The 23,743-nt window shown below is 58.4% G+C and carries 20 protein-coding genes and 2 tRNA genes; 21 read left to right on the top strand and 1 reads right to left on the bottom strand.

Annotated features, from left to right (window positions below):
- Positions 1-239 precede the first annotated feature (239 nt).
- The 6 genes from dnaJ to MHH62_RS20100 all read left to right on the top strand — a co-directional run bounded on the left by dnaJ (position 240) and on the right by MHH62_RS20100 (position 7,810).
- Entirely contained in the window at positions 240-1,364 is a 1,125-nt protein-coding gene (dnaJ, locus tag MHH62_RS20125) for a molecular chaperone DnaJ (RefSeq protein WP_014719958.1), read from the top strand.
- A 10-nt stretch (positions 1,365-1,374) separates the two neighbouring features.
- Positions 1,375-2,181, top strand: a complete 807-nt coding sequence (dapB, locus tag MHH62_RS20120; protein WP_014719957.1) for a 4-hydroxy-tetrahydrodipicolinate reductase — start codon at positions 1,375-1,377, stop codon at positions 2,179-2,181.
- Positions 2,182-2,440: 259 nt separating this feature from the next.
- Positions 2,441-3,577, top strand: coding sequence for a glutamine-hydrolyzing carbamoyl-phosphate synthase small subunit (carA, locus tag MHH62_RS20115; protein ID WP_003194208.1), 1,137 nt, complete (start codon positions 2,441-2,443; stop codon positions 3,575-3,577).
- A 105-nt stretch (positions 3,578-3,682) separates the two neighbouring features.
- On the top strand, positions 3,683-6,904 hold the full coding sequence (carB, locus tag MHH62_RS20110) for a carbamoyl-phosphate synthase large subunit (RefSeq protein ID WP_003194205.1): 3,222 nt from the start codon (positions 3,683-3,685) through the stop codon (positions 6,902-6,904).
- Complete coding sequence (gene greA / locus MHH62_RS20105; RefSeq protein WP_005791494.1) at positions 6,901-7,377, top strand: transcription elongation factor GreA; 477 nt, start codon at positions 6,901-6,903, stop codon at positions 7,375-7,377. The genes carB and greA overlap by 4 nt, the downstream gene beginning before the upstream one ends.
- A 28-nt stretch (positions 7,378-7,405) precedes the next feature.
- Positions 7,406-7,810, top strand: a complete 405-nt coding sequence (locus tag MHH62_RS20100) for a hypothetical protein (RefSeq protein WP_014719955.1) — start codon at positions 7,406-7,408, stop codon at positions 7,808-7,810.
- A 9-nt stretch (positions 7,811-7,819) separates the two neighbouring features.
- Here MHH62_RS20100 and MHH62_RS20095 read toward each other — a convergent pair whose 3' ends face one another.
- Positions 7,820-8,128: a YhbY family RNA-binding protein gene (locus tag MHH62_RS20095; protein WP_003176146.1), complete on the bottom strand. Its 309-nt coding sequence runs from the start codon at positions 8,126-8,128 to the stop codon at positions 7,820-7,822.
- A gap of 107 nt (positions 8,129-8,235) precedes the next feature.
- Between MHH62_RS20095 and rlmE the strand changes: the two genes are divergently transcribed.
- From rlmE to pnp, 15 genes are all read left to right on the top strand, one after another.
- Positions 8,236-8,886, top strand: coding sequence for a 23S rRNA (uridine(2552)-2'-O)-methyltransferase RlmE (gene rlmE / locus MHH62_RS20090; protein WP_014719954.1), 651 nt, complete (start codon positions 8,236-8,238; stop codon positions 8,884-8,886).
- A 200-nt stretch (positions 8,887-9,086) separates the two neighbouring features.
- Positions 9,087-10,997, top strand: coding sequence for an ATP-dependent zinc metalloprotease FtsH (ftsH, locus tag MHH62_RS20085; protein WP_019817951.1), 1,911 nt, complete (start codon positions 9,087-9,089; stop codon positions 10,995-10,997).
- An 8-nt stretch (positions 10,998-11,005) separates the two neighbouring features.
- Positions 11,006-11,857: a dihydropteroate synthase gene (gene folP / locus MHH62_RS20080; protein WP_014719952.1), complete on the top strand. Its 852-nt coding sequence runs from the start codon at positions 11,006-11,008 to the stop codon at positions 11,855-11,857.
- 16 nt (positions 11,858-11,873) lie between these two features.
- Complete coding sequence (glmM, locus tag MHH62_RS20075) at positions 11,874-13,211, top strand: phosphoglucosamine mutase (protein ID WP_003194195.1); 1,338 nt, start codon at positions 11,874-11,876, stop codon at positions 13,209-13,211.
- 66 nt (positions 13,212-13,277) lie between these two features.
- The gene (tpiA, locus tag MHH62_RS20070; RefSeq protein ID WP_003194193.1) at positions 13,278-14,033 is read left to right on the top strand and encodes a triose-phosphate isomerase; all 756 of its coding nucleotides are present in this window, start codon (positions 13,278-13,280) and stop codon (positions 14,031-14,033) included.
- A gap of 4 nt (positions 14,034-14,037) precedes the next feature.
- A complete protein-coding gene (secG, locus tag MHH62_RS20065) occupies positions 14,038-14,421 on the top strand; it encodes a preprotein translocase subunit SecG (RefSeq protein WP_003194191.1) in 384 nt (127 codons plus the stop codon).
- Positions 14,422-14,443: 22 nt separating this feature from the next.
- Positions 14,444-14,529, top strand: a tRNA-Leu gene (locus MHH62_RS20060).
- Between the two features lie 96 nt (positions 14,530-14,625).
- Positions 14,626-14,702 (top strand) — tRNA-Met (locus MHH62_RS20055).
- 140 nt (positions 14,703-14,842) lie between these two features.
- Positions 14,843-15,301, top strand: a complete 459-nt coding sequence (gene rimP / locus MHH62_RS20050) for a ribosome maturation factor RimP (RefSeq protein WP_032873230.1) — start codon at positions 14,843-14,845, stop codon at positions 15,299-15,301.
- 47 nt (positions 15,302-15,348) lie between these two features.
- On the top strand, positions 15,349-16,830 hold the full coding sequence (gene nusA, locus MHH62_RS20045) for a transcription termination factor NusA (protein ID WP_003194187.1): 1,482 nt from the start codon (positions 15,349-15,351) through the stop codon (positions 16,828-16,830).
- Between the two features lie 27 nt (positions 16,831-16,857).
- Positions 16,858-19,374, top strand: coding sequence for a translation initiation factor IF-2 (infB, locus tag MHH62_RS20040; RefSeq protein ID WP_003194185.1), 2,517 nt, complete (start codon positions 16,858-16,860; stop codon positions 19,372-19,374).
- Positions 19,375-19,533: 159 nt separating this feature from the next.
- Entirely contained in the window at positions 19,534-19,929 is a 396-nt protein-coding gene (gene rbfA, locus MHH62_RS20035; protein WP_003176137.1) for a 30S ribosome-binding factor RbfA, read from the top strand.
- A gap of 3 nt (positions 19,930-19,932) precedes the next feature.
- Positions 19,933-20,850, top strand: a complete 918-nt coding sequence (gene truB / locus MHH62_RS20030) for a tRNA pseudouridine(55) synthase TruB (protein WP_014719950.1) — start codon at positions 19,933-19,935, stop codon at positions 20,848-20,850.
- A 115-nt stretch (positions 20,851-20,965) separates the two neighbouring features.
- On the top strand, positions 20,966-21,235 hold the full coding sequence (gene rpsO, locus MHH62_RS20025) for a 30S ribosomal protein S15 (protein WP_003177875.1): 270 nt from the start codon (positions 20,966-20,968) through the stop codon (positions 21,233-21,235).
- Positions 21,236-21,430: 195 nt separating this feature from the next.
- The gene (gene pnp, locus MHH62_RS20020) at positions 21,431-23,536 is read left to right on the top strand and encodes a polyribonucleotide nucleotidyltransferase (protein WP_003194180.1); all 2,106 of its coding nucleotides are present in this window, start codon (positions 21,431-21,433) and stop codon (positions 23,534-23,536) included.
- The last annotated feature ends 207 nt before the right edge of the window (positions 23,537-23,743 follow it).

The following is a 23,743-nucleotide window of genomic DNA, read 5'->3' as shown; positions in this document are numbered from 1 at the left end:
GTCTGGGGTATGCGAATTTTTACAGCATGCGACAACGCTCGGATGCTGGCGGTGTGAACGGGAATGCTCCTGCTTTCCGAATGACAGTCACCGCGTTTTTGGCCGGCTCCCTGGCTGAAAACAGTAATGACCAGGATCGTTGAATTGACGTGAGTTGGGTCCGGGCCTGTATTGGGGCTCAACGAGTTTGGCAGGGTTCAGGAGGGCCAGGTCGAACGTCCTTAAGAGTGCAAAGACTTATGGCAAAGCGTGACTATTACGAAGTATTGGGTGTGGAGCGTGGCGCCAGCGAGGCGGAGCTGAAAAAAGCCTACCGTCGCCTGGCGATGAAGCACCACCCGGACCGTAATCCGGATAACAAAGAATCCGAAGAGATGTTCAAAGAGGCCAACGAGGCCTACGAATGCCTGTGTGATCCCAATAAGCGTGCGGCCTACGACCAGTATGGCCATGCTGGCGTCGACCCGAGCATGGGCGGCGGCGGTGCCGGTTTTGGTGGCCAGAACTTCTCCGATATTTTCGGCGACGTATTCAGCGACTTCTTCGGCGGTGGCCGTGGCGGTCAGCGTGGCGGCCCTCAGCGCGGCAGCGACCTGCGTTACACCCTGGAGCTGAACCTGGAAGAAGCCGTGCGCGGCACCAGTGTCAATATCCGTGTGCCGACGCTGGTCAACTGCAAGCCGTGCGACGGCTCGGGTGCGAAGAAAGGCTCCTCGCCGATCACGTGCCCGACCTGCGGCGGTATCGGGCAGGTACGCATGCAGCAGGGCTTCTTCTCGGTGCAGCAAACCTGCCCGCGTTGCCATGGCCAGGGCAAGATCATTTCCGATCCGTGCGACTCCTGCCACGGCGAAGGCCGCGTCGAAGAGTACAAGACGCTGTCGGTGAAAGTGCCGGCGGGTGTGGATACCGGTGATCGTATTCGACTGTCGGGCGAAGGCGAGGCGGGTGCCCAGGGTGGCCCTACGGGCGACCTGTACGTGGTGATCAATGTGCGCGAGCACTCGATCTTCCAGCGTGACGGCAAGCACTTGTTCTGCGAAGTGCCGATCAGCTTTGTTGATGCGGCCCTGGGTGGCGAGCTGGAGATTCCGACGCTGGATGGTCGGGTCAAACTCAAGATTCCCGAAGGGACTCAAACCGGCAAGCAGTTCCGCATTCGTGGCAAAGGCGTTGCGCCCGTGCGTGGTGGCGGTGCTGGCGACCTGATGTGCCGTGTGGCGGTGGAAACCCCGGTGAACCTGAATCGTCGTCAGCGTGAACTGCTGGAAGAGTTCCGCAGCTCGCTGGAAGGCGATGACTCCCACTCGCCGAAGACTACGGGCTTCTTCGACGGTGTAAAACGCTTCTTCGGCGACCTGTAAGGATCTGAATATGCGACGTATAGCCGTAATGGGCGCTGCCGGGCGCATGGGCAAGACGCTGGTCGAGGCGGTGCAGCAACGCTCGCCGGCCTCCGGGCTGACGGCGGCGATTGTTCGCCCAGGCAGTACGTTGATCGGCGCGGACGCAGGTGAGTTGGCCTCATTGGGCCGCATCGGTGTTTCGTTGTCTGGCAACCTTGAGCAGGTGGCTGACGAGTTCGACGTGCTGATCGACTTCACCCTGCCGGAAGTGATGCTGAAAAATCTGGCCTTCTGCCGTAAGGCGGGCAAGGCCATGGTGATTGGTACCACCGGTTTGAGCGCCGAGCAGAAACAGTTGCTGGTGGAGGCGGGCAAGGATATTCCGATCGTCTTCGCTGCCAATTTCAGCGTGGGCGTAAACCTGTCGCTGAAATTGCTGGACCTGGCGGCGCGCGTGCTGGGTGATGAGGCTGATATCGAGATTATCGAGACTCATCACCGTCACAAGATCGACGCCCCGTCGGGCACTGCGTTGCGCATGGGTGAAGCTATTGCCGATGCGCTGGGCCGCGATTTGTCGAAAGTGGCGGTATACGGGCGTGAAGGCCACACAGGGGAGCGCGCACGCGACACCATCGGTTTTGCAACCGTGCGCGGTGGTGATGTGGTTGGCGATCACACCGTGCTGTTCGCCACCGAAGGCGAGCGCCTGGAGATCACGCACAAAGCCTCCAGCCGCATGACTTTCGCCAAGGGCGCGGTGCGTGCTGCGCTTTGGTTGGACGGCCGCGAGCCGGGCCTGTACGACATGCGTGACGTGCTGGATTTGCACTAACCAGTAGCTAAAACGGGGGCTCAGGATTATCCTGTGGCCCCGTTTTTACCCGCTAGGCGACGTCCTGTCGCATTCCCCTGCCTTTAAGGCTCATTAGCGGTGGACCAAAAAAGCCTTTTTCTGTAAGCTACAGCTTTAGTGTGTCCACTAAAAGCGCGCAGAATAATTCAGTGAAGAAGCGGGGTGACGTGTCCATACGTCACTCCGCTTTTTTACAACCTGCGATCGCCCTTTCAGGCTTTATTTACGGGAGGTCTTCTTGACTAAGCCAGCCATACTCGCCCTTGCTGATGGCAGCATTTTTCGCGGCGAAGCCATTGGAGCCGACGGTCAGACCGTTGGAGAGGTGGTGTTTAACACTGCCATGACCGGCTATCAGGAAATCCTTACCGATCCTTCCTACGCCCAACAGATCGTTACCCTGACCTATCCGCACATCGGCAACACCGGCACTACGCCGGAAGATGTCGAGTCTGATCGTGTCTGGTCGGCGGGCCTGGTGATTCGTGACCTGCCACTGGTTGCGAGCAACTGGCGTAACACGATGTCGCTGTCCGATTACCTGAAAGCCAACAACGTTGTGGCGATCGCCGGTATCGATACGCGCCGCCTCACGCGCATCCTGCGTGAAAAAGGCTCGCAGAACGGCTGCATCATGGTCGGTGACAATATCTCCGAAGAGGCGGCGATTGCCGCGGCGCAAGGTTTCCCCGGCCTGAAGGGCATGGACCTGGCGAAAGTCGTCAGCGTTAAAGAGAAGTACGAGTGGCGTTCCACTGTGTGGGATCTGAAGACCGACAGCCACGCGACTATCGAGGCTGCCGATCTGCCTTACCACGTGGTCGCCTATGACTACGGCGTCAAGTACAACATCCTGCGCATGTTGGTCGAGCGCGGTTGCCGTGTGACCGTGGTGCCCGCGCAAACCCCTGCCAGCGATGTGCTCGCGATGCAGCCGGACGGTGTGTTCCTGTCCAACGGCCCGGGTGACCCTGAGCCATGCGACTACGCTATCCAGGCCATCAAGGACGTACTGGAGACCGAGATTCCGGTGTTCGGCATCTGCCTTGGCCACCAGTTGCTGGCTTTGGCCTCCGGCGCCAAGACCCTGAAAATGGGCCACGGCCACCACGGTGCCAACCACCCGGTACAAGACCTGGACACCGGCGTTGTGATGATCACCAGCCAGAACCACGGTTTTGCGGTGGATGAAGCCTCCCTGCCGAGCAATGTGCGCGCCATTCACAAGTCGCTGTTCGACGGCTCCCTGCAAGGCATCGAGCGCACCGACAAGAGCGCGTTCAGCTTCCAGGGCCACCCTGAAGCCAGCCCGGGCCCGAACGACGTAGCGCCGCTGTTCGACCGTTTCATCAATGAGATGGCCAAGCGACGCTGACTGAGTGGCCTGCGGGCGGCCCCGGAGTGCGGTGGCCCCCGCAGGCTCTTCAAAGATTGTTCAAGACGGCTTGCCGACTGACCTGCGGATTTGAGTGACAAACCCATGCCAAAACGTACAGACATAAAAAGCATCCTGATTCTTGGCGCTGGCCCGATCGTGATCGGCCAGGCCTGCGAATTCGACTACTCCGGCGCCCAGGCCTGTAAAGCCCTGCGCGAGGAGGGCTACCGCGTCATCCTGGTGAACTCCAACCCGGCCACCATCATGACCGACCCGGCCATGGCCGACGCCACCTACATCGAGCCGATCAAGTGGCAGACCGTTGCCAAGATCATCGAAAAAGAGCGTCCGGACGCGCTGCTGCCAACCATGGGTGGCCAGACCGCTCTGAACTGCGCCTTGGACCTGGAGCGCGAAGGCGTCCTGGAAAAGTTCGGCGTAGAGATGATCGGTGCCAATGCCGACACCATCGACAAGGCTGAAGACCGTTCGCGTTTCGACAAGGCCATGAAGTCCATCGGCCTGGCGTGCCCGCGTTCCGGTATCGCCCACAGCATGGAAGAGGCCAATGCGGTCCTCGAGACCCTGGGCTTCCCGTGCATCATCCGTCCGTCCTTCACCATGGGCGGCACCGGCGGTGGTATTGCTTACAACCGTGAAGAGTTCGAAGAAATCTGCGCGCGTGGCCTGGACCTGTCGCCGACCAAAGAGCTGCTGATCGACGAATCGCTGATCGGCTGGAAAGAATATGAGATGGAGGTTGTCCGCGATAAGAAGGACAACTGCATCATCGTCTGCTCCATCGAAAACTTCGACCCGATGGGCGTGCACACCGGTGACTCGATCACCGTGGCACCAGCACAGACCCTGACCGACAAGGAATACCAGATCCTGCGTAACGCCTCCTTGGCGGTATTGCGCGAGATCGGCGTTGAAACCGGCGGTTCCAACGTCCAGTTCGGCATCTGCCCGGACACCGGCCGCATGGTCGTGATCGAGATGAACCCACGTGTATCGCGTTCTTCGGCGCTGGCCTCGAAAGCGACTGGCTTCCCGATTGCGCGTATCGCTGCCAAGCTGGCTATCGGCTACACCCTGGACGAGCTGCAAAACGAAATCACCGGCGGCGCTATGCCGGCGTCTTTCGAGCCGTCTATCGACTACGTCGTGACCAAGCTGCCGCGCTTTGCCTTCGAGAAATTCGCCAAGGCTGATGCGCGCCTGACCACCCAGATGAAGTCGGTCGGTGAAGTCATGGCCATCGGCCGTACTTTCCAGGAATCCCTGCAGAAAGCGCTGCGCGGCCTGGAAGTGGGTGTTTGCGGCCTGGACGAGAAGCTCGACCTGAGCAACCCGGAAAGCATGAGCATCCTCAAGCGCGAGCTGACCGTGCCGGGCGCCGAGCGTATCTGGTACGTGGCTGACGCCTTCCGTGCCGGCCTGAGCGTCGAAGATATCTTCGGCATGAACATGATCGACCCGTGGTTCCTGGTGCAGATCGAAGATCTGATCAAAGAAGAAGAGAAGGTCAAGACGCTGGGTCTGTCGTCTATCGATCGCGACTTGATGTTCCGCCTCAAGCGCAAAGGTTTCTCCGACCAGCGTCTGGCCAAGCTGCTGGGTGTGACCGAGAAGAACCTGCGTACTCATCGCCACAAGCTGGATATCTTCCCGGTCTACAAGCGCGTTGACACCTGCGCCGCAGAATTCGCCACCGACACGGCCTACATGTACTCAACTTATGAAGAAGAGTGCGAAGCCGCGCCGACGGGCCGCGACAAGATCATCATCCTGGGTGGCGGTCCGAACCGTATCGGCCAGGGCATCGAGTTCGACTATTGCTGCGTACACGCCGCCCTCGCCCTGCGCGAAGACGGGTACGAGACCATCATGGTCAACTGCAACCCGGAAACGGTTTCCACTGACTACGACACGTCCGACCGCCTGTACTTCGAGCCGGTAACCCTGGAAGACGTCTTGGAAATCTGCCGCGTCGAGAAGCCTAAAGGCGTGATCGTCCAGTACGGCGGCCAGACCCCGCTGAAATTGGCGCGCGCCCTCGAAGCCGCTGGCGTGCCGATCATCGGTACCAGCCCGGATGCTATCGACCGTGCCGAAGACCGTGAGCGTTTCCAGCAAATGGTTGAGCGCCTGAACCTGCGTCAGCCGCCGAACGCCACCGTGCGCAGCGAAGACGAAGCCATTCGTGCGGCCAGCAAGATCGGCTACCCGCTGGTGGTGCGTCCGTCCTACGTACTGGGCGGCCGGGCGATGGAAATCGTCTACGAAGAAGAAGAACTCAAGCGCTACCTGCGTGATGCGGTGAAAGTCTCCAACGACAGCCCGGTGCTGCTGGACCACTTCCTCAACTGCGCCATCGAAATGGACGTGGATGCGGTCTGCGACGGTACTGACGTCGTGATCGGCGCGATCATGCAGCACATCGAGCAGGCCGGCGTTCACTCCGGTGACTCCGCGTGCTCCCTGCCGCCGTACTCGCTGCCGGCGCACATCCAGGACGAGATGCGCGAACAGGTCAAGAAGATGGCCCTGGAACTGGGTGTGGTCGGCCTGATGAACGTACAGTTGGCGCTGCAAGGCGAAGACATCTACGTCATTGAAGTCAACCCGCGTGCTTCGCGTACCGTACCGTTCGTGTCCAAGTGCATCGGTGTGTCCTTGGCCATGATCGCTGCGCGTGTGATGGCTGGTAAGACCCTGAAAGAAATCGGCTTTACCAAGGAAATCATTCCGAACTTCTACAGTGTGAAAGAGGCGGTGTTCCCGTTCGCCAAATTCCCTGGCGTGGACCCGATCCTGGGCCCAGAAATGAAGTCCACCGGTGAAGTGATGGGTGTGGGCGATACCTTCGGTGAAGCCTTCGCCAAGGCCCAGATGGGTGCCAGTGAAGTGCTGCCGACCGGCGGTACTGCGTTTATCAGCGTGCGTGATGACGACAAGCCACTGGTTGCAGGGGTTGCCCGCGATCTGATCAACTTGGGCTTTGAAGTCGTGGCTACCGCCGGGACCGCCAAGCTGATCGAAGCTGCCGGCCTGAAAGTACGTCGCGTAAACAAGGTGACGGAAGGCCGTCCGCATGTGGTCGACATGATCAAGAATGACGAAGTCACCCTGATCATCAACACCACCGAAGGTCGTCAGTCGATCGCGGACTCCTATTCCATTCGTCGTAATGCCTTGCAGCACAAGATTTACTGCACCACTACCATTGCTGCTGGCGAAGCTATCTGTGAAGCGCTCAAGTTCGGTCCGGAAAAGACCGTGCGTCGCTTGCAGGATCTACACGCAGGATTGAAGGCATGATCAAATACCCAATGACCGTCCAGGGCGCCAAGGCCCTGGAAGAGGAACACGCCCATCTGACCAAGGTCGTACGTCCGAAGCTGAGTCAGGACATCGGTACGGCCCGCGAGCTGGGTGACTTGAAGGAAAACGCTGAATATCACGCTGCTCGCGAGCAGCAGGGGATGGTCGAGGCGCGGATTCGTGACATCGAAGGCCGTATGCAGAATGCGGTGATCATCGATGTCACCACCATCCCGCATACCGGCAAGGTAATTTTCGGCACGACCGTGGAAATCGCCAACGTCGAGACCGACGAAAGCGTGACTTACCAGATCGTGGGTGAGGATGAGGCTGACTTCAAGCAAGGCAAGATCTCTGTCGGCTCGCCGATTGCTCGCGCCCTGATTGCCAAGGAAGAAGGCGACGTGGTTGCCGTGAAAACGCCGAGCGGCGTCATTGAGTACGAGATTGTCGAAGTTCGTCACATCTGAAAGACGGCGCCCGCTGCGTGCGGGCGCCATGCTTTGGCAGCTCTCTCAGATGCTTTGGGTGGGCGGCCTATGGCTGTTACATATTGGTGTATTGCCGGCGTTGGGCCTGATTGGCCTGGCGCCGCTGCTGATCGATGAGATCGACGGATTGCTGAGTGCGCTGCTGGTGGGTTTTGCGGCGACGTGCGTGATGCTTCAGGTGTTGGTGCTGATCAAGGCCGAAGGCCTGAAGAGTTTGTGGCGGGATATCCGCGGGCAACTGCTGTTGATGGCGCTGTATGCATGCGCAATGTTTTGCGTGGTGCATGTGTGGCTGCCGCAAGCGTTGCGCTGGCAGTTATTCAGCTATCTTGTGCTAGGGTTCTCTGGCCTGGTGCTGGTTATGCAACCTGCGCCGGGATGGAGTGGCGGGGCGCGCGAAGCACGCCCTTGACCCTTTTCATCATTTGAAGCGATGAACGTTCGACAGTTGCTTGTTGACGCTGAAGTTCTTGCGATACAGCAGCGCCATCTTGCCGATGACCTGAACAAGGTCCGCTTTGCCGACCTTGCACAGTTCTGCAACGGCGGCCAGGCGCGCTTCGCGATCAAGGATGTTGACCTTGATCTTGATCAGTTCGTGATCGTTCAGTGCGCGCTCGAATTCGGCTAGCACACCCTCAGTCAAACCGTTGTCTGCCACAATCAGAACTGGTTTCAGATGGTGGCCAATGGATTTGTACTGTTTCTTCTGCTCTTGAGTGAGCGGCATAATCTGACCCCTGCGTCTGATCTTGTAAAAAGCGGCGGCCAGTTTACCCGAGCGAGTCCGGGACCGCCCAGTTAATCACGACCCGTTTTATTTTTTCGAGGTGGCCCGTGGCCCGTTCCAAAACCAGCCTTAAGTGGCTACAAGAACATTTCAATGACCCTTACGTCAAAAAGGCGCAAAAGGACGGCTACCGTTCCCGGGCCAGCTACAAGTTGCTGGAGATCCAGGACAAGGACAAATTGATTCGTCCAGGCATGAGCGTTATCGATCTCGGCGCGGCCCCCGGTGGCTGGTCCCAGGTGACCAGTCGTCTGATTGGTGGGCAAGGTCGATTGATCGCTTCGGACATCCTCGAGATGGACAGCATCCCGGACGTGACCTTTGTTCACGGCGATTTCACCGAGGACAAGGTATTGGCCGAGATCCTGGAGGCTGTGGGAAATTCGCAGGTAGACCTTGTGATTTCCGACATGGCCCCCAATATGAGTGGATTACCGGCTGTTGATATGCCGCGTGCCATGTTCCTGTGTGAACTGGCGCTGGATCTGGCAGGTCGGGTGTTGCGTCCGGGTGGCGATTTCCTGGTGAAGGTCTTCCAGGGCGAAGGTTTCGACGAGTACCACAAGAACATTCGCAAGTTGTTCGACAAGGTACAGACACGCAAGCCGGACTCATCCCGTGACCGGTCCAGGGAGCAGTATCTGCTGTGCCGTGGCTTCCGCGGTGTCGAAGGCGCTGCGAGCGAAGAGCGTTTTTGAGAAAATCGAGGAGGGCGATAGGTTTTTTTATATCGCTTTCGTCACGAAGCTTTACGAATATTGCGTAGTCAAAGTTTCACAAAGGGTTACAGACGGCGCCTGCCAGAGTTGTAGGTAATGTAGTAAGTTAGGCCGGTGAATATCATGCGAAGCGCGCGCCAGTAGCGGAGCTTGCTTCAGAGGGTAGTTAATTGAACGATATGGCAAAGAATCTGATCCTGTGGTTGATCATCGCGGCTGTCCTGGTGACGGTGATGAACAACTTCTCCAGCCCTAACGAGCCGCAGACCCTCAACTATTCCGACTTCATCCAGCAAGTTAAGGATGGCAAGGTCGAGCGCGTAGCGGTTGATGGCTACGTGATTACCGGTAAGCGCAACGATGGCGACAGCTTCAAGACCATTCGTCCTGCCATTCAGGACAACGGTCTCATCGGTGACCTGGTGGATAACAAGGTCGTTGTGGAAGGCAAGCAGCCTGAACAGCAAAGCATCTGGACCCAGCTCCTGGTTGCCAGCTTCCCGATCCTGGTGATTATCGCCGTGTTCATGTTCTTCATGCGCCAGATGCAAGGCGGTGCGGGAGGCAAGGGCGGGCCGATGAGCTTCGGCAAAAGCAAGGCGCGCCTGCTCTCCGAAGACCAGGTGAAGACCACCCTGGCTGACGTCGCAGGTTGCGACGAAGCCAAGGAAGAAGTCGGTGAGTTGGTCGAGTTCCTGCGTGATCCGGGCAAGTTCCAGCGCCTGGGTGGCCGTATTCCTCGCGGTGTGCTGATGGTGGGGCCTCCGGGTACCGGTAAAACCTTGCTGGCCAAGGCGATTGCCGGCGAAGCCAAGGTGCCTTTCTTCACGATTTCCGGTTCTGACTTCGTCGAGATGTTTGTCGGCGTCGGCGCCAGCCGTGTTCGCGATATGTTCGAGCAGGCCAAGAAGCACGCGCCATGCATCATCTTCATCGACGAAATCGATGCCGTCGGTCGCCATCGTGGCGCGGGCATGGGGGGTGGTCACGATGAGCGTGAGCAGACCCTCAACCAGTTGCTGGTAGAGATGGATGGTTTCGAGATGAATGACGGCATTATCGTCATCGCCGCAACCAACCGTCCCGACGTTCTCGACCCTGCGTTGCTGCGTCCGGGCCGTTTCGACCGCCAGGTTGTGGTCGGCCTGCCGGACATTCGTGGTCGTGAGCAGATCCTGAAAGTACACATGCGCAAGGTGCCAATGGGTGACGACGTGGCTCCGGCTGTGATCGCCCGTGGTACTCCCGGTTTCTCCGGTGCTGATCTGGCGAACCTGGTGAACGAGGCTTCGCTGTTTGCTGCCCGTACTGGCAAGCGCATCGTTGAGATGAAAGAGTTCGAATTGGCGAAAGACAAGATCATGATGGGCGCCGAGCGCAAATCCATGGTCATGTCCGAGAAAGAGAAGCAGAACACCGCTTATCACGAGGCAGGTCACGCCATTGTAGGTCGCGTTGTGCCTGAGCATGACCCCGTCTACAAAGTGTCGATCATTCCTCGTGGTCGGGCACTGGGTGTGACCATGTTCCTGCCGGAAGAAGATCGCTACAGCCTCTCCAAGCGTGCGCTGATCAGCCAGATCTGCTCGTTGTATGGTGGCCGTATTGCTGAGGAAATGACCCTTGGCTTCGACGGTGTGACCACTGGCGCCTCCAACGACATCATGCGTGCCAGCCAGATTGCGCGAAACATGGTGACCAAGTGGGGCTTGTCGGAAAAACTCGGCCCATTGATGTACGCCGAAGAAGAAGGCGAAGTGTTCCTGGGCCGTGGCGGCGGTGGGCAAAGCGCCAGCTTCTCGGGTGAGACAGCCAAGCTGATCGACTCCGAGGTTCGCAGCATCATTGACCAGTGCTACGGCACTGCCAAGCAGATCCTCACTGACAACCGTGACAAGCTGGACGCCATGGCTGATGCGTTGATGAAGTACGAAACCATCGATGCCGACCAGATCGACGACATCATGTCGGGCCGCACGCCGCGTGAGCCGCGCGACTGGGAAGGTGGTTCGGGTACTTCGGGCACTCCGCCTGTGGTGCAGAATGAGCGCCCTGAAACGCCTATCGGCGGCCCGGCAGCTGATCACTAAGGTTTGAAATGACTTCTGCTTTGTCCTCTACCCGGTTGCCTTGCGGCAACCGGGTTCTTGATTTGGCCCGGACGCATGTCATGGGCATCCTCAATGTAACCCCTGACTCCTTTTCCGATGGTGGCCGCTTCAGTCAGTTGGACGCCGCGTTGCGCCATGCCGAGGCGATGGTGGCTGCCGGTGCGACGCTGATTGATGTGGGTGGGGAATCGACCCGCCCCGGCGCCCGCGTTGTTTCTCCATTGGAGGAGCTGGAGCGGGTGGCACCGGTAGTTGAGCGTATTGCCCGTGAGCTGGATGTCATCATCTCGGTAGACACCTCCACCCCGGCAGTGATGCGCGAAACCGCGCGTCTGGGAGCTGGGTTGATCAACGACGTGCGCTCGCTTCAGCGCGACGGCGCCCTTGATGCGGCCGCTGCAACCGGCTTGCCTGTCTGCCTGATGCATATGTTGGGTGAGCCCGGCAACATGCAGGACAATCCGCATTACGACGATCTGGTCGGCGAGGTGGGTGGGTTTCTTGCTGAGAGGGTTGCCCAGTGTGTGGCTGTGGGTATTGCGCCCGAACAGATCATCCTCGATCCGGGGTTTGGCTTTGCCAAGACCCTGCAGCACAATCTAAGCCTGTTCAAACACATGGAAGCGCTGCACGCCCTTGGTCGCCCGCTGTTGGTCGGCGTTTCGCGCAAGAGCATGATAGGGCTCGCCTTGAATCGCCCCGTCGGCGAACGCCTGTATGGCGGCCTGGCGCTTGCGGCACTAGCCGTGACCAAGGGCGCACGTATTTTGCGTGTGCATGATGTCGCCGAAACGGTCGATGTGGTGCGCATGCTCGCTGCTGTAGAATCAGCCGAATAAGAATGATGGAGTACTTATGACTAAAAAATATTTTGGCACCGACGGCATTCGTGGTCGGGTCGGCGAATTCCCGATCACCCCTGATTTCATGCTCAAGCTGGGTTGGGCGGCAGGCATGGCGTTCCGCAGCATGGGCGCGTGTCGCATCCTGGTGGGCAAGGACACCCGTATTTCGGGCTACATGTTTGAGTCTGCGCTGGAGGCCGGATTGTCCGCCGCCGGGGCCGATGTGATGCTATTGGGGCCTATGCCCACGCCGGCAATCGCTTACCTGACGCGTACCTTCCACGCTGAAGCCGGTATTGTGATCAGCGCCTCCCACAATCCTCATGATGACAACGGCATCAAGTTTTTCTCGGGGCAGGGCACCAAGTTGCCTGACGAGATCGAGTTGATGATCGAAGAGCTGCTGGATGCGCCGATGACGGTGGTCGAGTCCAGCAAGCTGGGCAAGGTGTCGCGCATTAACGACGCGTCAGGCCGCTATATCGAATTCTGTAAAAGCAGCGTCCCGAGCAGCACCAATTTTGCAGGCTTGAAGATTGTTGTCGATTGCGCCCATGGGGCGACCTACAAGGTGGCGCCGAGCGTCTTCAAGGAACTGGGTGCACAGGTTACCGTGCTGTCGGCTCAGCCCAACGGCTTGAACATCAACGACAACTGCGGTTCCACCCACATGGAGCAGCTGCAGGCTGCTGTGCTGGCTGAGCATGCGGACCTGGGCATCGCTTTTGATGGCGATGGCGACCGCGTGCTGATGGTGGATCACACTGGCACGATCGTGGATGGTGATGACCTGTTGTTCATCATTGCCCGTGACCTGCATGAGCGTAACAAGCTGCAAGGTGGCGTGGTCGGCACTCTGATGAGTAATCTCGGGCTGGAATTGGCGTTGGCAGAACTGGGGATTCCCTTTATTCGCGCCAATGTCGGTGACCGCTACGTGATCGCCGAACTGCTGGAGCGTAACTGGTTGGTCGGCGGCGAGAACTCCGGGCACGTGGTCTGCTTCCAGCACACCACCACGGGTGACGCGATCATCGCCGCGCTACAGGTGCTGTTGGCCCTGCGTCGCCGCGAGGAGAGCCTGGCCCAGGCGCGTCAAGCCCTGCGCAAGTGCCCGCAAGTGCTGCTCAATGTGCGTTTTGCCGGTGGCGAAAACCCCATCGAGCACCCTGCTGTCAAAGAGGCTTGCGAGCGCGTGACCCAGGCAATGGCGGGGCGCGGGCGTGTGTTGCTGCGCAAGTCCGGCACAGAGCCGCTGGTGCGTGTGATGGTCGAAGGCGAGGACGAAACACAGGTTCGCGGCCATGCCGAAGACCTGGCAAAACTGGTAACTGAAGTTTGCGCCTGAATTCGGCTTGCCAGTGATGATGTGGTTGGGTAACATCTGCGCCCACTTTGACCGACGGGGTACAGCATGCGTCGCACTATGGTAGCTGGTAACTGGAAGATGCACGGTACCCGCGCCAGTGTCGCTGAGCTGATCAACGGCCTTCGTCACTTGGCCTTGCCTAGCGGTGTTGACGTCGCGGTGTTCCCGCCTTGCTTGCATATCAACCAAGTGGTTGATGGCTTGAAGGGCAAGTCGATTCAGGTCGGCGCGCAGAACTCTGCGGTAGAGCCGATGCAAGGTGCGTTGACCGGCGAGATTTCGCCGAGTCAGCTGGTTGATGCGGGTTGTTCCTATGTGCTTGTCGGGCACTCCGAGCGTCGCCAGATGATGGGCGAGCGGGATGGGACGCTCAACCGCAAGTTCGCCGCAGCACAGGCTTGTGGCTTGATTCCGGTGTTGTGCATAGGGGAGACCCTTGAGCAGCGCGAATCGGGCAAGACTCTTGAAGTTGTCTCGCGTCAGCTGGGCAGCATCATCGAGGAGCTGGGTGTTGGTGCATTTGCAAAGGCAGTTATTGCTTACGAGCCGGTCTGGGCCATTGGCACCGGGCTGACTGCTACACCGCAACAGGCGCAGGATGTGCACGCAGCCATCCGCGCGCAGTTGGCGGCAGAGAATTCTGAAGTCGCACAAGGTGTGCGGCTTCTATACGGCGGCAGCGTGAAGGCGGCCAATGCGGTCGAACTGTTCGGCATGCCGGATATCGATGGGGGGCTCATTGGTGGAGCTTCCCTGAATGCAGATGAGTTCGGTGCGATCTGTCGCGCCGCGGGAAACTGAAAAAATGCTGGAAACAGTCGTAGTCGTTTTTCATCTGTTGGCTGCCCTGAGCGTAGTTGCTCTGGTTTTGTTGCAACAGGGTAAAGGTGCGGATGCTGGTGCGTCTTTCGGTGCAGGTGCTTCAAATACTGTGTTCGGAAGCCAAGGTTCCTCTACCTTTCTTAGTAAGTTTACTGCTATACTTGCCGCAGGTTTCTTCATAACCAGCTTAGGGTTAGGTTACTTTGCTAAAGAGAAAGCTCATGTGCTGACTCAAGTAGGTTTGCCAAACCCAGCAGTGTTGGAAGTTCCAAAAGCAAAACCGGCTTCTGATGATGTCCCGGTGCTTCAAGAGCAAAAGTCGGCTACTCCAGCGACTGACGTACCTCCAGCTCAAGAGCAGAAGTAAGAAGGGTTGTAAGCGCTGTATTGCCGAGGTGGTGGAATTGGTAGACACGCAACCTTGAGGTGGTTGTGCCCATAGGGTGTAGGGGTTCGAGTCCCCTTCTCGGTACCAATTATCAGGAGAGCCCGCTGTTGCGGGCTTTCTTGTAGGTGGAAGGTTACATTGACCCTGTAAGGGATCGGTCGTATACTTCCGCCCCAGCTTTGTCGCGGGGTGGAGCAGTCTGGTAGCTCGTCGGGCTCATAACCCGAAGGTCGTCGGTTCAAATCCGGCCCCCGCAACCAGTTTTAGCGGAGCCCCTTTTAAGGGGCTTTTTGTTAGCTGGACACTTTCAACGCCGCTGTTCGACGGCGTTTCAAGGATGGGCGTTTCGCCCATTTTTTTATTTTGCACAGCATGCACATACATGCACGAGGGGGTTCAGGTGTCGAGCAAGCTAGAAGAGTTGCAGGCCTTGTTGGCCCCGGTGGTCGTGGCCCTAGGCTATGAATGCTGGGGTATTGAGTTTTCGGCTCAAGGTCGCCACTCAATGTTGCGCGTTTATATCGATAAAGAGGGCGGTGTGCTGGTGGACGATTGTGCCATTGTCAGCCGTCAGATCAGCGGTGTGCTGGATGTTGAAGATCCAATCTCCGTTGAATACACCCTTGAAGTTTCCTCGCCAGGCATGGAACGCCCACTGTTCACTATCGAGCAGTTTGCTAAATATGCCGGTGAACAAGTGAAGATCAAGCTGCGCTCCCCCTTTGAAGGGCGACGCAACTTTCAGGGCCTTCTGCGCGGTGTAGAAGAGCAGGATGTCGTGGTGCAGGTAGAAGACCACGAGTTCCTGTTGCCGATCGATATGATCGACAAGGCCAACATTATTCCCAGTTTTGACTGAGACGCGGATCCCGCGGATCCAATGGCTTGCGAAAGGCGAGGCGTACGATGAGCAAAGAAGTACTGCTGGTTGTTGAGTCGGTATCCAATGAAAAGGGTGTACCGGCAAGCGTGATTTTTGAAGCGTTGGAGCTGGCCCTGGCCACTGCTACCAAGAAACGTTTTGAAGACGAAGTAGATCTGCGTGTGGAAATCAACCGCCACACCGGTGCCTATGAGACTTTCCGTCGCTGGACGGTGGTCGAAGAGGACGATCTTGATGATCCGGCCATCGAAACCTGGCCAAGCAAGGTTGCGCAAACGCATCCGGGCGCTCAGGTTGGCGATGTTGTCGAAGAAAAGATCGAGTCGATCGAATTCGGCCGTATTGCTGCACAGACCGCCAAGCAGGTCATTGTGCAGAAGGTTCGCGAAGCCGAGCGCGCTCAAGTCGTTGACGCCTATCGCGAACGCCTGGGTGAAATCATCTCTGGCACCGTGAAAAAAGTTACCCGCGACAACGTGATCGTCGACCTGGGCAACAACGCCGAAGCGTTGCTGGCCCGCGAAGACATCATCTCTCGCGAAACCTTCCGTGTCGGCGTGCGTCTGCGTGCGCTGCTCAAGGAAATCCGCACCGAGAACCGCGGCCCGCAGTTGATCCTGTCGCGTACCGCGCCGGAAATGCTGATCGAGCTGTTCCGTATCGAAGTGCCGGAAATCGCCGAAGGCCTGATCGAAGTGATGGCTGCGTCCCGTGACCCGGGTTCGCGTGCCAAGATCGCGGTCCGCTCCAAGGACAAACGCATCGACCCGCAAGGCGCTTGCATCGGTATGCGCGGTTCGCGCGTCCAGGCAGTGTCGGGAGAATTGGGCGGTGAGCGTGTGGACATCGTCCTGTGGGACGATAACCCGGCGCAGTTCGTGATCAACGCCATGTCGCCAGCTGAAGTGGCGGCAATTATCGTTGACGAAGATGCCCATGCAATGGACATCGCCGTTGGCGCAGACAATCTGGCTCAGGCCATTGGTCGTGGTGGTCAGAACGTGCGTCTGGCCAGCCAACTGACCGGCTGGACCCTGAACGTGATGACCGAATCGGACATCCAGGCTAAGCAGCAAGCTGAAACCGGTGACATCCTGCGCAACTTCATCGAAGAGTTGGAAGTCGATGAAGAACTGGCACAGGTGCTGGTAGATGAAGGCTTCACCAGCCTGGAAGAGATTGCCTACGTACCGTTGGAAGAAATGCTCAACATCGACGGCTTTGACGAGGATATCGTCAACGAGCTCCGCGCTCGGGCCAAGGATCGTTTGTTGACTAAAGCCATCGCTACTGAGGAAAAGCTGGCAGACGCCCATCCGGCCGAAGACCTGCTCTCGCTTGAGGGTATGGACAAGGATTTGGCGATGGAACTGGCGGTGCGCGGCGTAATTACCCGCGAAGACCTGGCCGAGCAGTCTATTGACGATCTGCTCGACATCGACGGCATTGACGAAGATCGTGCCGGCAAGTTGATCATGGCCGCCCGAGCCCATTGGTTCGAGTAATTAGGCGCGGCCTGAGGAGAGAAGTGCATGACGCAAGTCACGGTGAAACAACTGGCCGATGAGGTCAAAACACCGGTAGAGCGCCTGTTGCAGCAGATGCGTGAGGCAGGTCTGCCGCACACCGCCGCCGATGAAGGTGTGAGCGATAGTGAGAAGCAGTCTTTGCTGACTCACTTGAAGAGCAGCCACAAGGCGAAAGTGGAAGAACCGCGCAAGATTACATTGCAGCGCAAAACCACCAGCACCCTGCGGGTTGCAGGTAGCAAGAGCATCAGCGTTGAAGTACGCAAGAAGAAAGTCTTCGTACAGCGCAGCCCGGAAGAAATCGAAGCCGAGCGCAAACGCGAGCTGGAAGAACGTCGCGCAGTAGAAAATGCTGCACGTCAGAAGGCTGAAGAAGAAGCCAAGCGTCGCGCCGAAGAAGAAGCGCGTCGCCAGCCTGCTGCTGCGCAACCTGCTGCCACTGACGCGGTCGCCGCCCCTGTTGAAGCTGTGCGTGAGGCTGCCCCGGCTGCCGCCGCACCTGCTCCTGCAGCAGACGCCCGCAAGCGCGACGAGCCTCGTCGTCCGGACAAACCACGTGCTGACGACAACAATCGTCGCGGTGGTGGTGGCGATGGCGAGCGTAAAAACGCTCCGCACCGCGCCTCGGTCAAAGAGAAAGCGCCTGCGCCACGCGTTGCCCCACGTACCACCGACGAAGAAAGCGATGGCTTCCGTCGTGGTGGTCGCGGCAAGGCCAAGCTGAAGAAGCGCAACGCCCACGGTTTCCAGAGCCCAACCGGCCCTGTCGTGCGTGAAGTGAAGATCGGCGAGACCATCACTGTGGGCGATCTGGCCCAGCAGATGTCGGTCAAGGCTGCTGAAATCATCAAGTTCATGTTCAAACTGGGCACTCCGGCCACCATCAACCAGGTACTGGACCAGGAAACTGCCCAGTTGGTTGCTGAAGAGCTGGGCCACAAGGTGACCCTGGTCAGCGACACCGCCCTGGAAGATTCCCTGGCCGAGTCCCTGAAGTTTGAAGGTGAAGCGGTTTCCCGTGCGCCGGTCGTGACCGTAATGGGCCACGTTGACCACGGTAAGACTTCCCTGCTCGACTACATCCGTCGTGCCAAGGTTGCCGCAGGCGAAGCCGGTGGTATTACCCAGCACATCGGTGCATACCACGTTGAAACCGAACGCGGCATGGTCACCTTCCTCGACACCCCAGGTCACGCCGCGTTTACCGCAATGCGTGCCCGTGGTGCCAAGGCGACCGACATCGTGATCCTGGTGGTTGCAGCGGACGACGGCGTAATGCCGCAGACCATTGAAGCCGTCCAGCACGCCAAGGCTGCCGGTGTTCCTCTGGTCGTTGCCGTGAACAAAATCGACAAGCCGGGCGCCGATCTCGATCGCATCCGTAGCGAACTGTCGGTTCACGGCGTGACGTCCGAGGAATGGGGTGGCGAGACGCCATTCGTATCGGTCTCGGCGAAAATGGGTACCGGCGTTGACGAACTGCTCGAAGCGGTCCTGTTGCAAGCCGAAGTCCTGGAACTGACCGCTACTCCATCGGCTCCTGGCCGTGGCGTCGTGGTGGAGTCCCGTCTCGACAAGGGCCGTGGCCCGGTTGCCACCGTGCTGGTCCAAGACGGTACCCTGCGCCAAGGCGACATGGTACTGGTCGGTTCGAACTACGGCCGTGTACGTGCCATGCTCGACGAGAACGGCAAGCCAATCAAGGAAGCAGGTCCTGCTATCCCGGTCGAGATTCTCGGCCTGGACGGTACGCCGGACGCTGGCGACGAGATGAGCGTAGTGGCTGATGAGAAGAAAGCCCGTGAAGTGGCTCTGTTCCGTCAAGGCAAGTTCCGCGAGGTCAAGCTGGCCCGTGCTCACGCCGGCAAGCTGGAAAACATCTTCGAGAACATGGGCCAGGAAGAGAAGAAGACGCTTAACATCGTCCTCAAATCCGACGTCCGCGGTTCCCTCGAAGCGTTGAACGGCGCCTTGAACGGCCTGGGTAACGACGAAGTGCAAGTGCGCGTTGTCGGTGGCGGTGTCGGTGGTATCACCGAATCCGACGCCAACCTGGCACTGGCTTCCAACGCTGTACTGTTCGGCTTCAACGTGCGTGCCGATGCTGGCGCTCGCAAGATCGTCGAGCAGGAAGGCCTGGACATGCGTTACTACAACGTCATCTACGACATCATCGAAGACGTCAAGAAGGCCCTTACCGGCATGCTTGGCAGTGACGTCCGGGAGAACATCCTGGGTATCGCCGAGGTGCGTGACGTGTTCCGCTCGCCGAAATTCGGCGCGATTGCCGGCTGTATGGTGGTTGAAGGCACTGTGTACCGTAACCGTCCAATCCGTGTACTGCGTGAAGACATCGTTATCTTCGAAGGCGAGCTGGAATCCCTGCGCCGCTTCAAGGATGACGCTGCCGAAGTACGTGCCGGCATGGAATGCGGTATCGGCGTCAAGAGCTACAACGACGTCAAGGTTGGCGACAAGATCGAAGTCTTCGAGAAGGTTCAGGTTGCTCGCAGCCTCTAACTCGCGCACTTCAGGAGCCGCGCAGCGTGTGGGCATGCAGATGCCCCGCGCAGCGTCAGGACTCTAAACGCAACGCCCGGTCTGGCTTTTGTCAGGCCGGGCGTTTGCCGCTTTCAGACCCCACGGGTTTCACCGTGTGGCAGTAACAGGTAACAAGACATGGCAAAAGAATACAGCCGTACCCAGCGTATCGGCGATCAGATGCAGCGTGAGCTGGCCCAACTGATCCGCCGCGAAGTCAAAGACCCACGCGTTGGCCTGGTCACCATTACCGCTGTTGAAGTGAGCCGTGACGTGGGTCACGCCAAGATCTTCATCACCGTAATGGGGCAGGACAACAGCGAAGAAATTGCGCAAAGCATCAAGGTGCTCAACTCTGCTGCAGGTTTCCTGCGTATGCAGTTGGCCCGTGAAATGAAGCTGCGCAGCGTTCCGCAGTTGCACTTCCACTACGACGAAAGCGTCGTGCGTGGCGCGCACCTGTCGGCCCTGATCGAGCGCGCCGTGGCTGAAGACAGCCAGCATCCGTCCACACCTGAAGACGCCAAGGAGTAAGCGGTGGCTCAGGTCAAACGTATTCGTCGCAACGTCAGTGGCATCATTCTGCTCGACAAACCCATTGGCTTTACCTCCAATGCCGCGTTGCAGAAGGTTCGCTGGCTGCTCAACGCCGAGAAGGCCGGGCATACCGGCAGCCTTGATCCATTGGCCACCGGTGTATTGCCGTTGTGCTTTGGCGAGGCCACCAAGTTTTCGCAATACCTGCTTGATTCCGACAAGGGTTACGAAACCCTGATGCAACTGGGCAAGACCACCACCACGGCGGATGCCGAAGGTGATGTTTTGCAGGTTCGCGACGTGACCGTTGGTCGTGCGGATATCGAAGCTGCCTTACCCGCTTTTCGTGGGCAAATCAGTCAGATACCGCCGATGTACTCGGCACTCAAGCGCGATGGCCAGCCACTTTACAAGCTGGCACGTGCGGGCGAAGTAGTGGAGCGCGAACCGCGTTCTGTTACTATTGCGCGCTTGGAATTGCTCGCTTGTGAAGGCGACACTGCCCGTTTGGCCGTGGACTGCAGCAAAGGCACCTATATCCGTACCCTGGTGGAAGATATTGGTGAAAAGCTCGGTTGCGGCGCGTACGTTGCAGAACTGCGACGCACCCAGGCCGGGCCTTTCAGCCTGGCCCAGACGGTCACGCTGGAAGAGTTGGAAGCGGTACACGCCGAGGGCGGCAATGAAGCGGTTGATCGCTTCCTCATGCCATCGGACAGCGGTTTGCTCGATTGGCCGCTGCTGCACTTCTCGGAGCACAGCGCGTTCTACTGGCTCAACGGCCAGCCGGTACGCGCCCCGGATGCCCCGAAGTTCGGCATGGTGCGAGTACAGGATCATAACGGTCGCTTTATCGGTATCGGTGAAGTGAGCGAAGACGGGCGCATCGCGCCGCGTCGGCTGATTCGGTCAGAATGACCGAACGAGTGTGGCTGTTAACAGGCATGGTCAACACTCATTTTTAGATACAGGGATTTGTCCCTGGCCTGTTGAAACTGCCCTTTGGGTGGTTTCCTGAAAAAAGGATTGCCTCATGGCTCTCGACGTTCAAGAAAAAGCACAAATCGTAGCTGACTATCAGCAAGCTGTTGGTGACACTGGTTCGCCAGAAGTGCAAGTTGCACTGCTGACCCACAACATCAACAAACTGCAAGGTCACTTCAAGGCCAACGGTAAAGACCACCACTCCCGTCGTGGTCTGATCCGCATGGTAAACCAGCGCCGTAAGCTGCTGGACTACCTGAAAGGCAAGGATCTGGGTCGTTATCAGACTCTGATCGGTCGCCTGGGTCTGCGTCGCTAATAAGCGATTGCGCTAGAGGTTGGTTGTCTGCCGCGTGTCATCGGGATTCCCGTTGGCCCGTGGTAGGCTCCCAGCCTCAAGTTTTATCTGGATACACGTTTTACCCTGGACGAGCGTCGGGCCGATTCCCGGCATTGCCCAAGAATTTCGCAAGAAGACAAGTTCCCCCAAGAGCCACAAAGAAGGTAGGACACCGTGAACCCGGTTATCAAAAAATTCCAGTTCGGTCAGTCGACCGTTACCCTCGAGACAGGCCGTATCGCCCGTCAAGCCTCCGGCGCAGTGCTGGTTACCGTTGACGACGACGTGACCGTACTGGTGACCGTTGTTGGCGCCAAGACCGCTGACCCGAGCAAGGGCTTCTTCCCTCTGTCCGTTCACTACCAGGAAAAGACTTACGCTGCCGGTAAGATCCCTGGCGGTTTCTTCAAGCGCGAAGGCCGTCCTTCCGAGAAAGAAACCCTGACTTCCCGACTGATCGACCGTCCGATCCGTCCGCTGTTCCCAGAAGGCTTCATGAACGAAGTGCAGGTTGTCTGCACCGTCGTTTCCACCAGCAAGAAGACCGATCCGGACATCGCTGCGATGATCGGTACCTCGGCTGCCCTGGCCATCTCCGGTATTCCTTTCGATGGCCCGATCGGCGCTGCCCGCGTTGCGTTCCACGAAAGCACCGGCTACCTGCTGAACCCGACTTACGAGCAACAGAAAGCCTCGAGCCTGGACATGGTCGTTGCCGGTACGTCCGAAGCCGTATTGATGGTTGAATCGGAAGCCAAAGAGCTGACCGAAGACCAGATGCTGGGTGCCGTACTGTTTGCTCACGACGAGTTCCAGGTTGTGATCAACGCGGTTAAAGAACTGGCTGCCGAAGCTGCCAAGCCGACCTGGACCTGGGCTGCTGCCCCGGAAGCCACCGAACTGCTGGGCGCTATCCGCTCCGAGTTCGGCGCTGCCATCTCCGACGCCTACACCATCACCGTCAAGGCCGACCGCTACGCTCGCCTGGGTGAGCTGAAGGACCAGGTCGTTGCCAAGCTGTCCGGTGAAGAAGGCCAGCCTTCTTCCAGCGAAGTCAAAGCTGCTTTCGGTGAGATCGAATACCGCACCGTTCGCGAAAACATCGTTAACGGCAAGCCACGTATCGACGGTCGTGACACCCGCACCGTGCGTCCGCTGAACATCGAAGTCGGCGTACTGCCGAAGACTCACGGTTCGGCGCTGTTCACCCGTGGCGAAACCCAGGCCCTGGTCGTTGCGACCCTGGGTACTGCCCGCGACGCACAACTGCTGGACACCCTGGAAGGCGAGAAAAAAGACCCCTTCATGCTGCACTACAACTTCCCTCCGTTCTCGGTGGGCGAGTGTGGTCGTATGGGCGGCGCGGGTCGTCGTGAAATCGGTCACGGCCGTCTGGCTCGTCGTTCGGTTCAGGCCATGCTGCCTGCCGCTGACGTGTTCCCGTACACCATCCGTGTTGTATCGGAAATCACCGAGTCCAACGGTTCCAGCTCCATGGCTTCGGTCTGCGGTGCTTCCCTGGCGCTGATGGACGCCGGTGTGCCAATGAAGGCACCGGTTGCCGGTATCGCCATGGGCCTGGTTAAAGAAGGCGAGAAGTTCGCCATCCTGACCGACATCCTGGGTGACGAAGACCACCTGGGCGACATGGACTTCAAAGTAGCCGGTACCGCCAAAGGTGTGACCGCGCTGCAGATGGACATCAAGATCAAGGGCATCACCGAAGAGATCATGGAAATCGCCCTGGGCCAAGCCCTGGAAGCGCGCCTGAACATCCTCGGCCAGATGAACCAGATCATTGGTCAGTCCCGCACCGAGCTGTCGGAAAATGCTCCGACCATGATCGCGATGAAAATCGACACCGACAAAATCCGTGATGTTATCGGTAAAGGCGGCGCGACCATCCGTGCGATCTGTGAAGAGACCAAGGCTTCGATCGACATCGAAGACGACGGTTCGATCAAGATCTTCGGCGAAACCAAGGAAGCAGCTGAAGCAGCACGCCAGCGCGTACTGGGTATCACTGCTGAGGCCGAGATCGGCAAGATCTACGTCGGCAAGGTTGAGCGCATCGTCGACTTCGGCGCGTTCGTCAACATCCTCCCGGGCAAAGACGGTCTGGTTCACATCTCCATGCTGAGCGATGCTCGCGTTGAGAAAGTGACCGACATTCTGAAAGAAGGCCAGGAAGTGGAAGTGCTGGTACTGGACGTGGACAACCGCGGCCGTATCAAGCTGTCCATCAAGGACGTAGCAGCAGCCAAGGCTTCGGGCGTTTAATCACCCGCAGGCTTCACGCTGAAAAAAGGACTCCTCGGAGTCCTTTTTTTATGGGCGCGAGAAAATGAAGCAGAATCAGCTGTTTAGCGCCGCCTAAAAGCCGCAACTTGCATGCAGGCACGATGAGCTTCATGCAAGTTGCACGATTTCGAAAATTTATGCTTTTCATAAGTCATTGTTTAATAAGGGATTTAATCTGTTCAGCGA

It is taken from the genome of Pseudomonas sp. FSL L8-0168, from assembly GCF_037976155.1.
Lineage (GTDB): Bacteria > Pseudomonadota > Gammaproteobacteria > Pseudomonadales > Pseudomonadaceae > Aquipseudomonas > Aquipseudomonas paracarnis.
The sequence above is the reverse complement of the archived record's forward strand: the minus strand, read 5'-3'. Positions and strand labels throughout refer to the sequence as shown.

Coding starts and splice junctions, on each gene's coding strand:
- ftsH (WP_019817951.1), top strand. CDS start 9,087: ATGGCAAAGAATCTGATCCTGTGGTTGATCATCGCGGCTGTCCTGGTG.
- greA (WP_005791494.1), top strand. CDS start 6,901: ATGATCAAATACCCAATGACCGTCCAGGGCGCCAAGGCCCTGGAAGAG.
- rpsO (WP_003177875.1), top strand. CDS start 20,966: ATGGCTCTCGACGTTCAAGAAAAAGCACAAATCGTAGCTGACTATCAG.
- MHH62_RS20100 (WP_014719955.1), top strand. CDS start 7,406: ATGCTTTGGCAGCTCTCTCAGATGCTTTGGGTGGGCGGCCTATGGCTG.
- dapB (WP_014719957.1), top strand. CDS start 1,375: ATGCGACGTATAGCCGTAATGGGCGCTGCCGGGCGCATGGGCAAGACG.
- MHH62_RS20095 (WP_003176146.1), bottom strand. CDS start 8,128: ATGCCGCTCACTCAAGAGCAGAAGAAACAGTACAAATCCATTGGCCAC.
- carB (WP_003194205.1), top strand. CDS start 3,683: ATGCCAAAACGTACAGACATAAAAAGCATCCTGATTCTTGGCGCTGGC.
- glmM (WP_003194195.1), top strand. CDS start 11,874: ATGACTAAAAAATATTTTGGCACCGACGGCATTCGTGGTCGGGTCGGC.
- secG (WP_003194191.1), top strand. CDS start 14,038: ATGCTGGAAACAGTCGTAGTCGTTTTTCATCTGTTGGCTGCCCTGAGC.
- nusA (WP_003194187.1), top strand. CDS start 15,349: ATGAGCAAAGAAGTACTGCTGGTTGTTGAGTCGGTATCCAATGAAAAG.
- tpiA (WP_003194193.1), top strand. CDS start 13,278: ATGCGTCGCACTATGGTAGCTGGTAACTGGAAGATGCACGGTACCCGC.
- dnaJ (WP_014719958.1), top strand. CDS start 240: ATGGCAAAGCGTGACTATTACGAAGTATTGGGTGTGGAGCGTGGCGCC.
- folP (WP_014719952.1), top strand. CDS start 11,006: ATGACTTCTGCTTTGTCCTCTACCCGGTTGCCTTGCGGCAACCGGGTT.
- infB (WP_003194185.1), top strand. CDS start 16,858: ATGACGCAAGTCACGGTGAAACAACTGGCCGATGAGGTCAAAACACCG.
- rbfA (WP_003176137.1), top strand. CDS start 19,534: ATGGCAAAAGAATACAGCCGTACCCAGCGTATCGGCGATCAGATGCAG.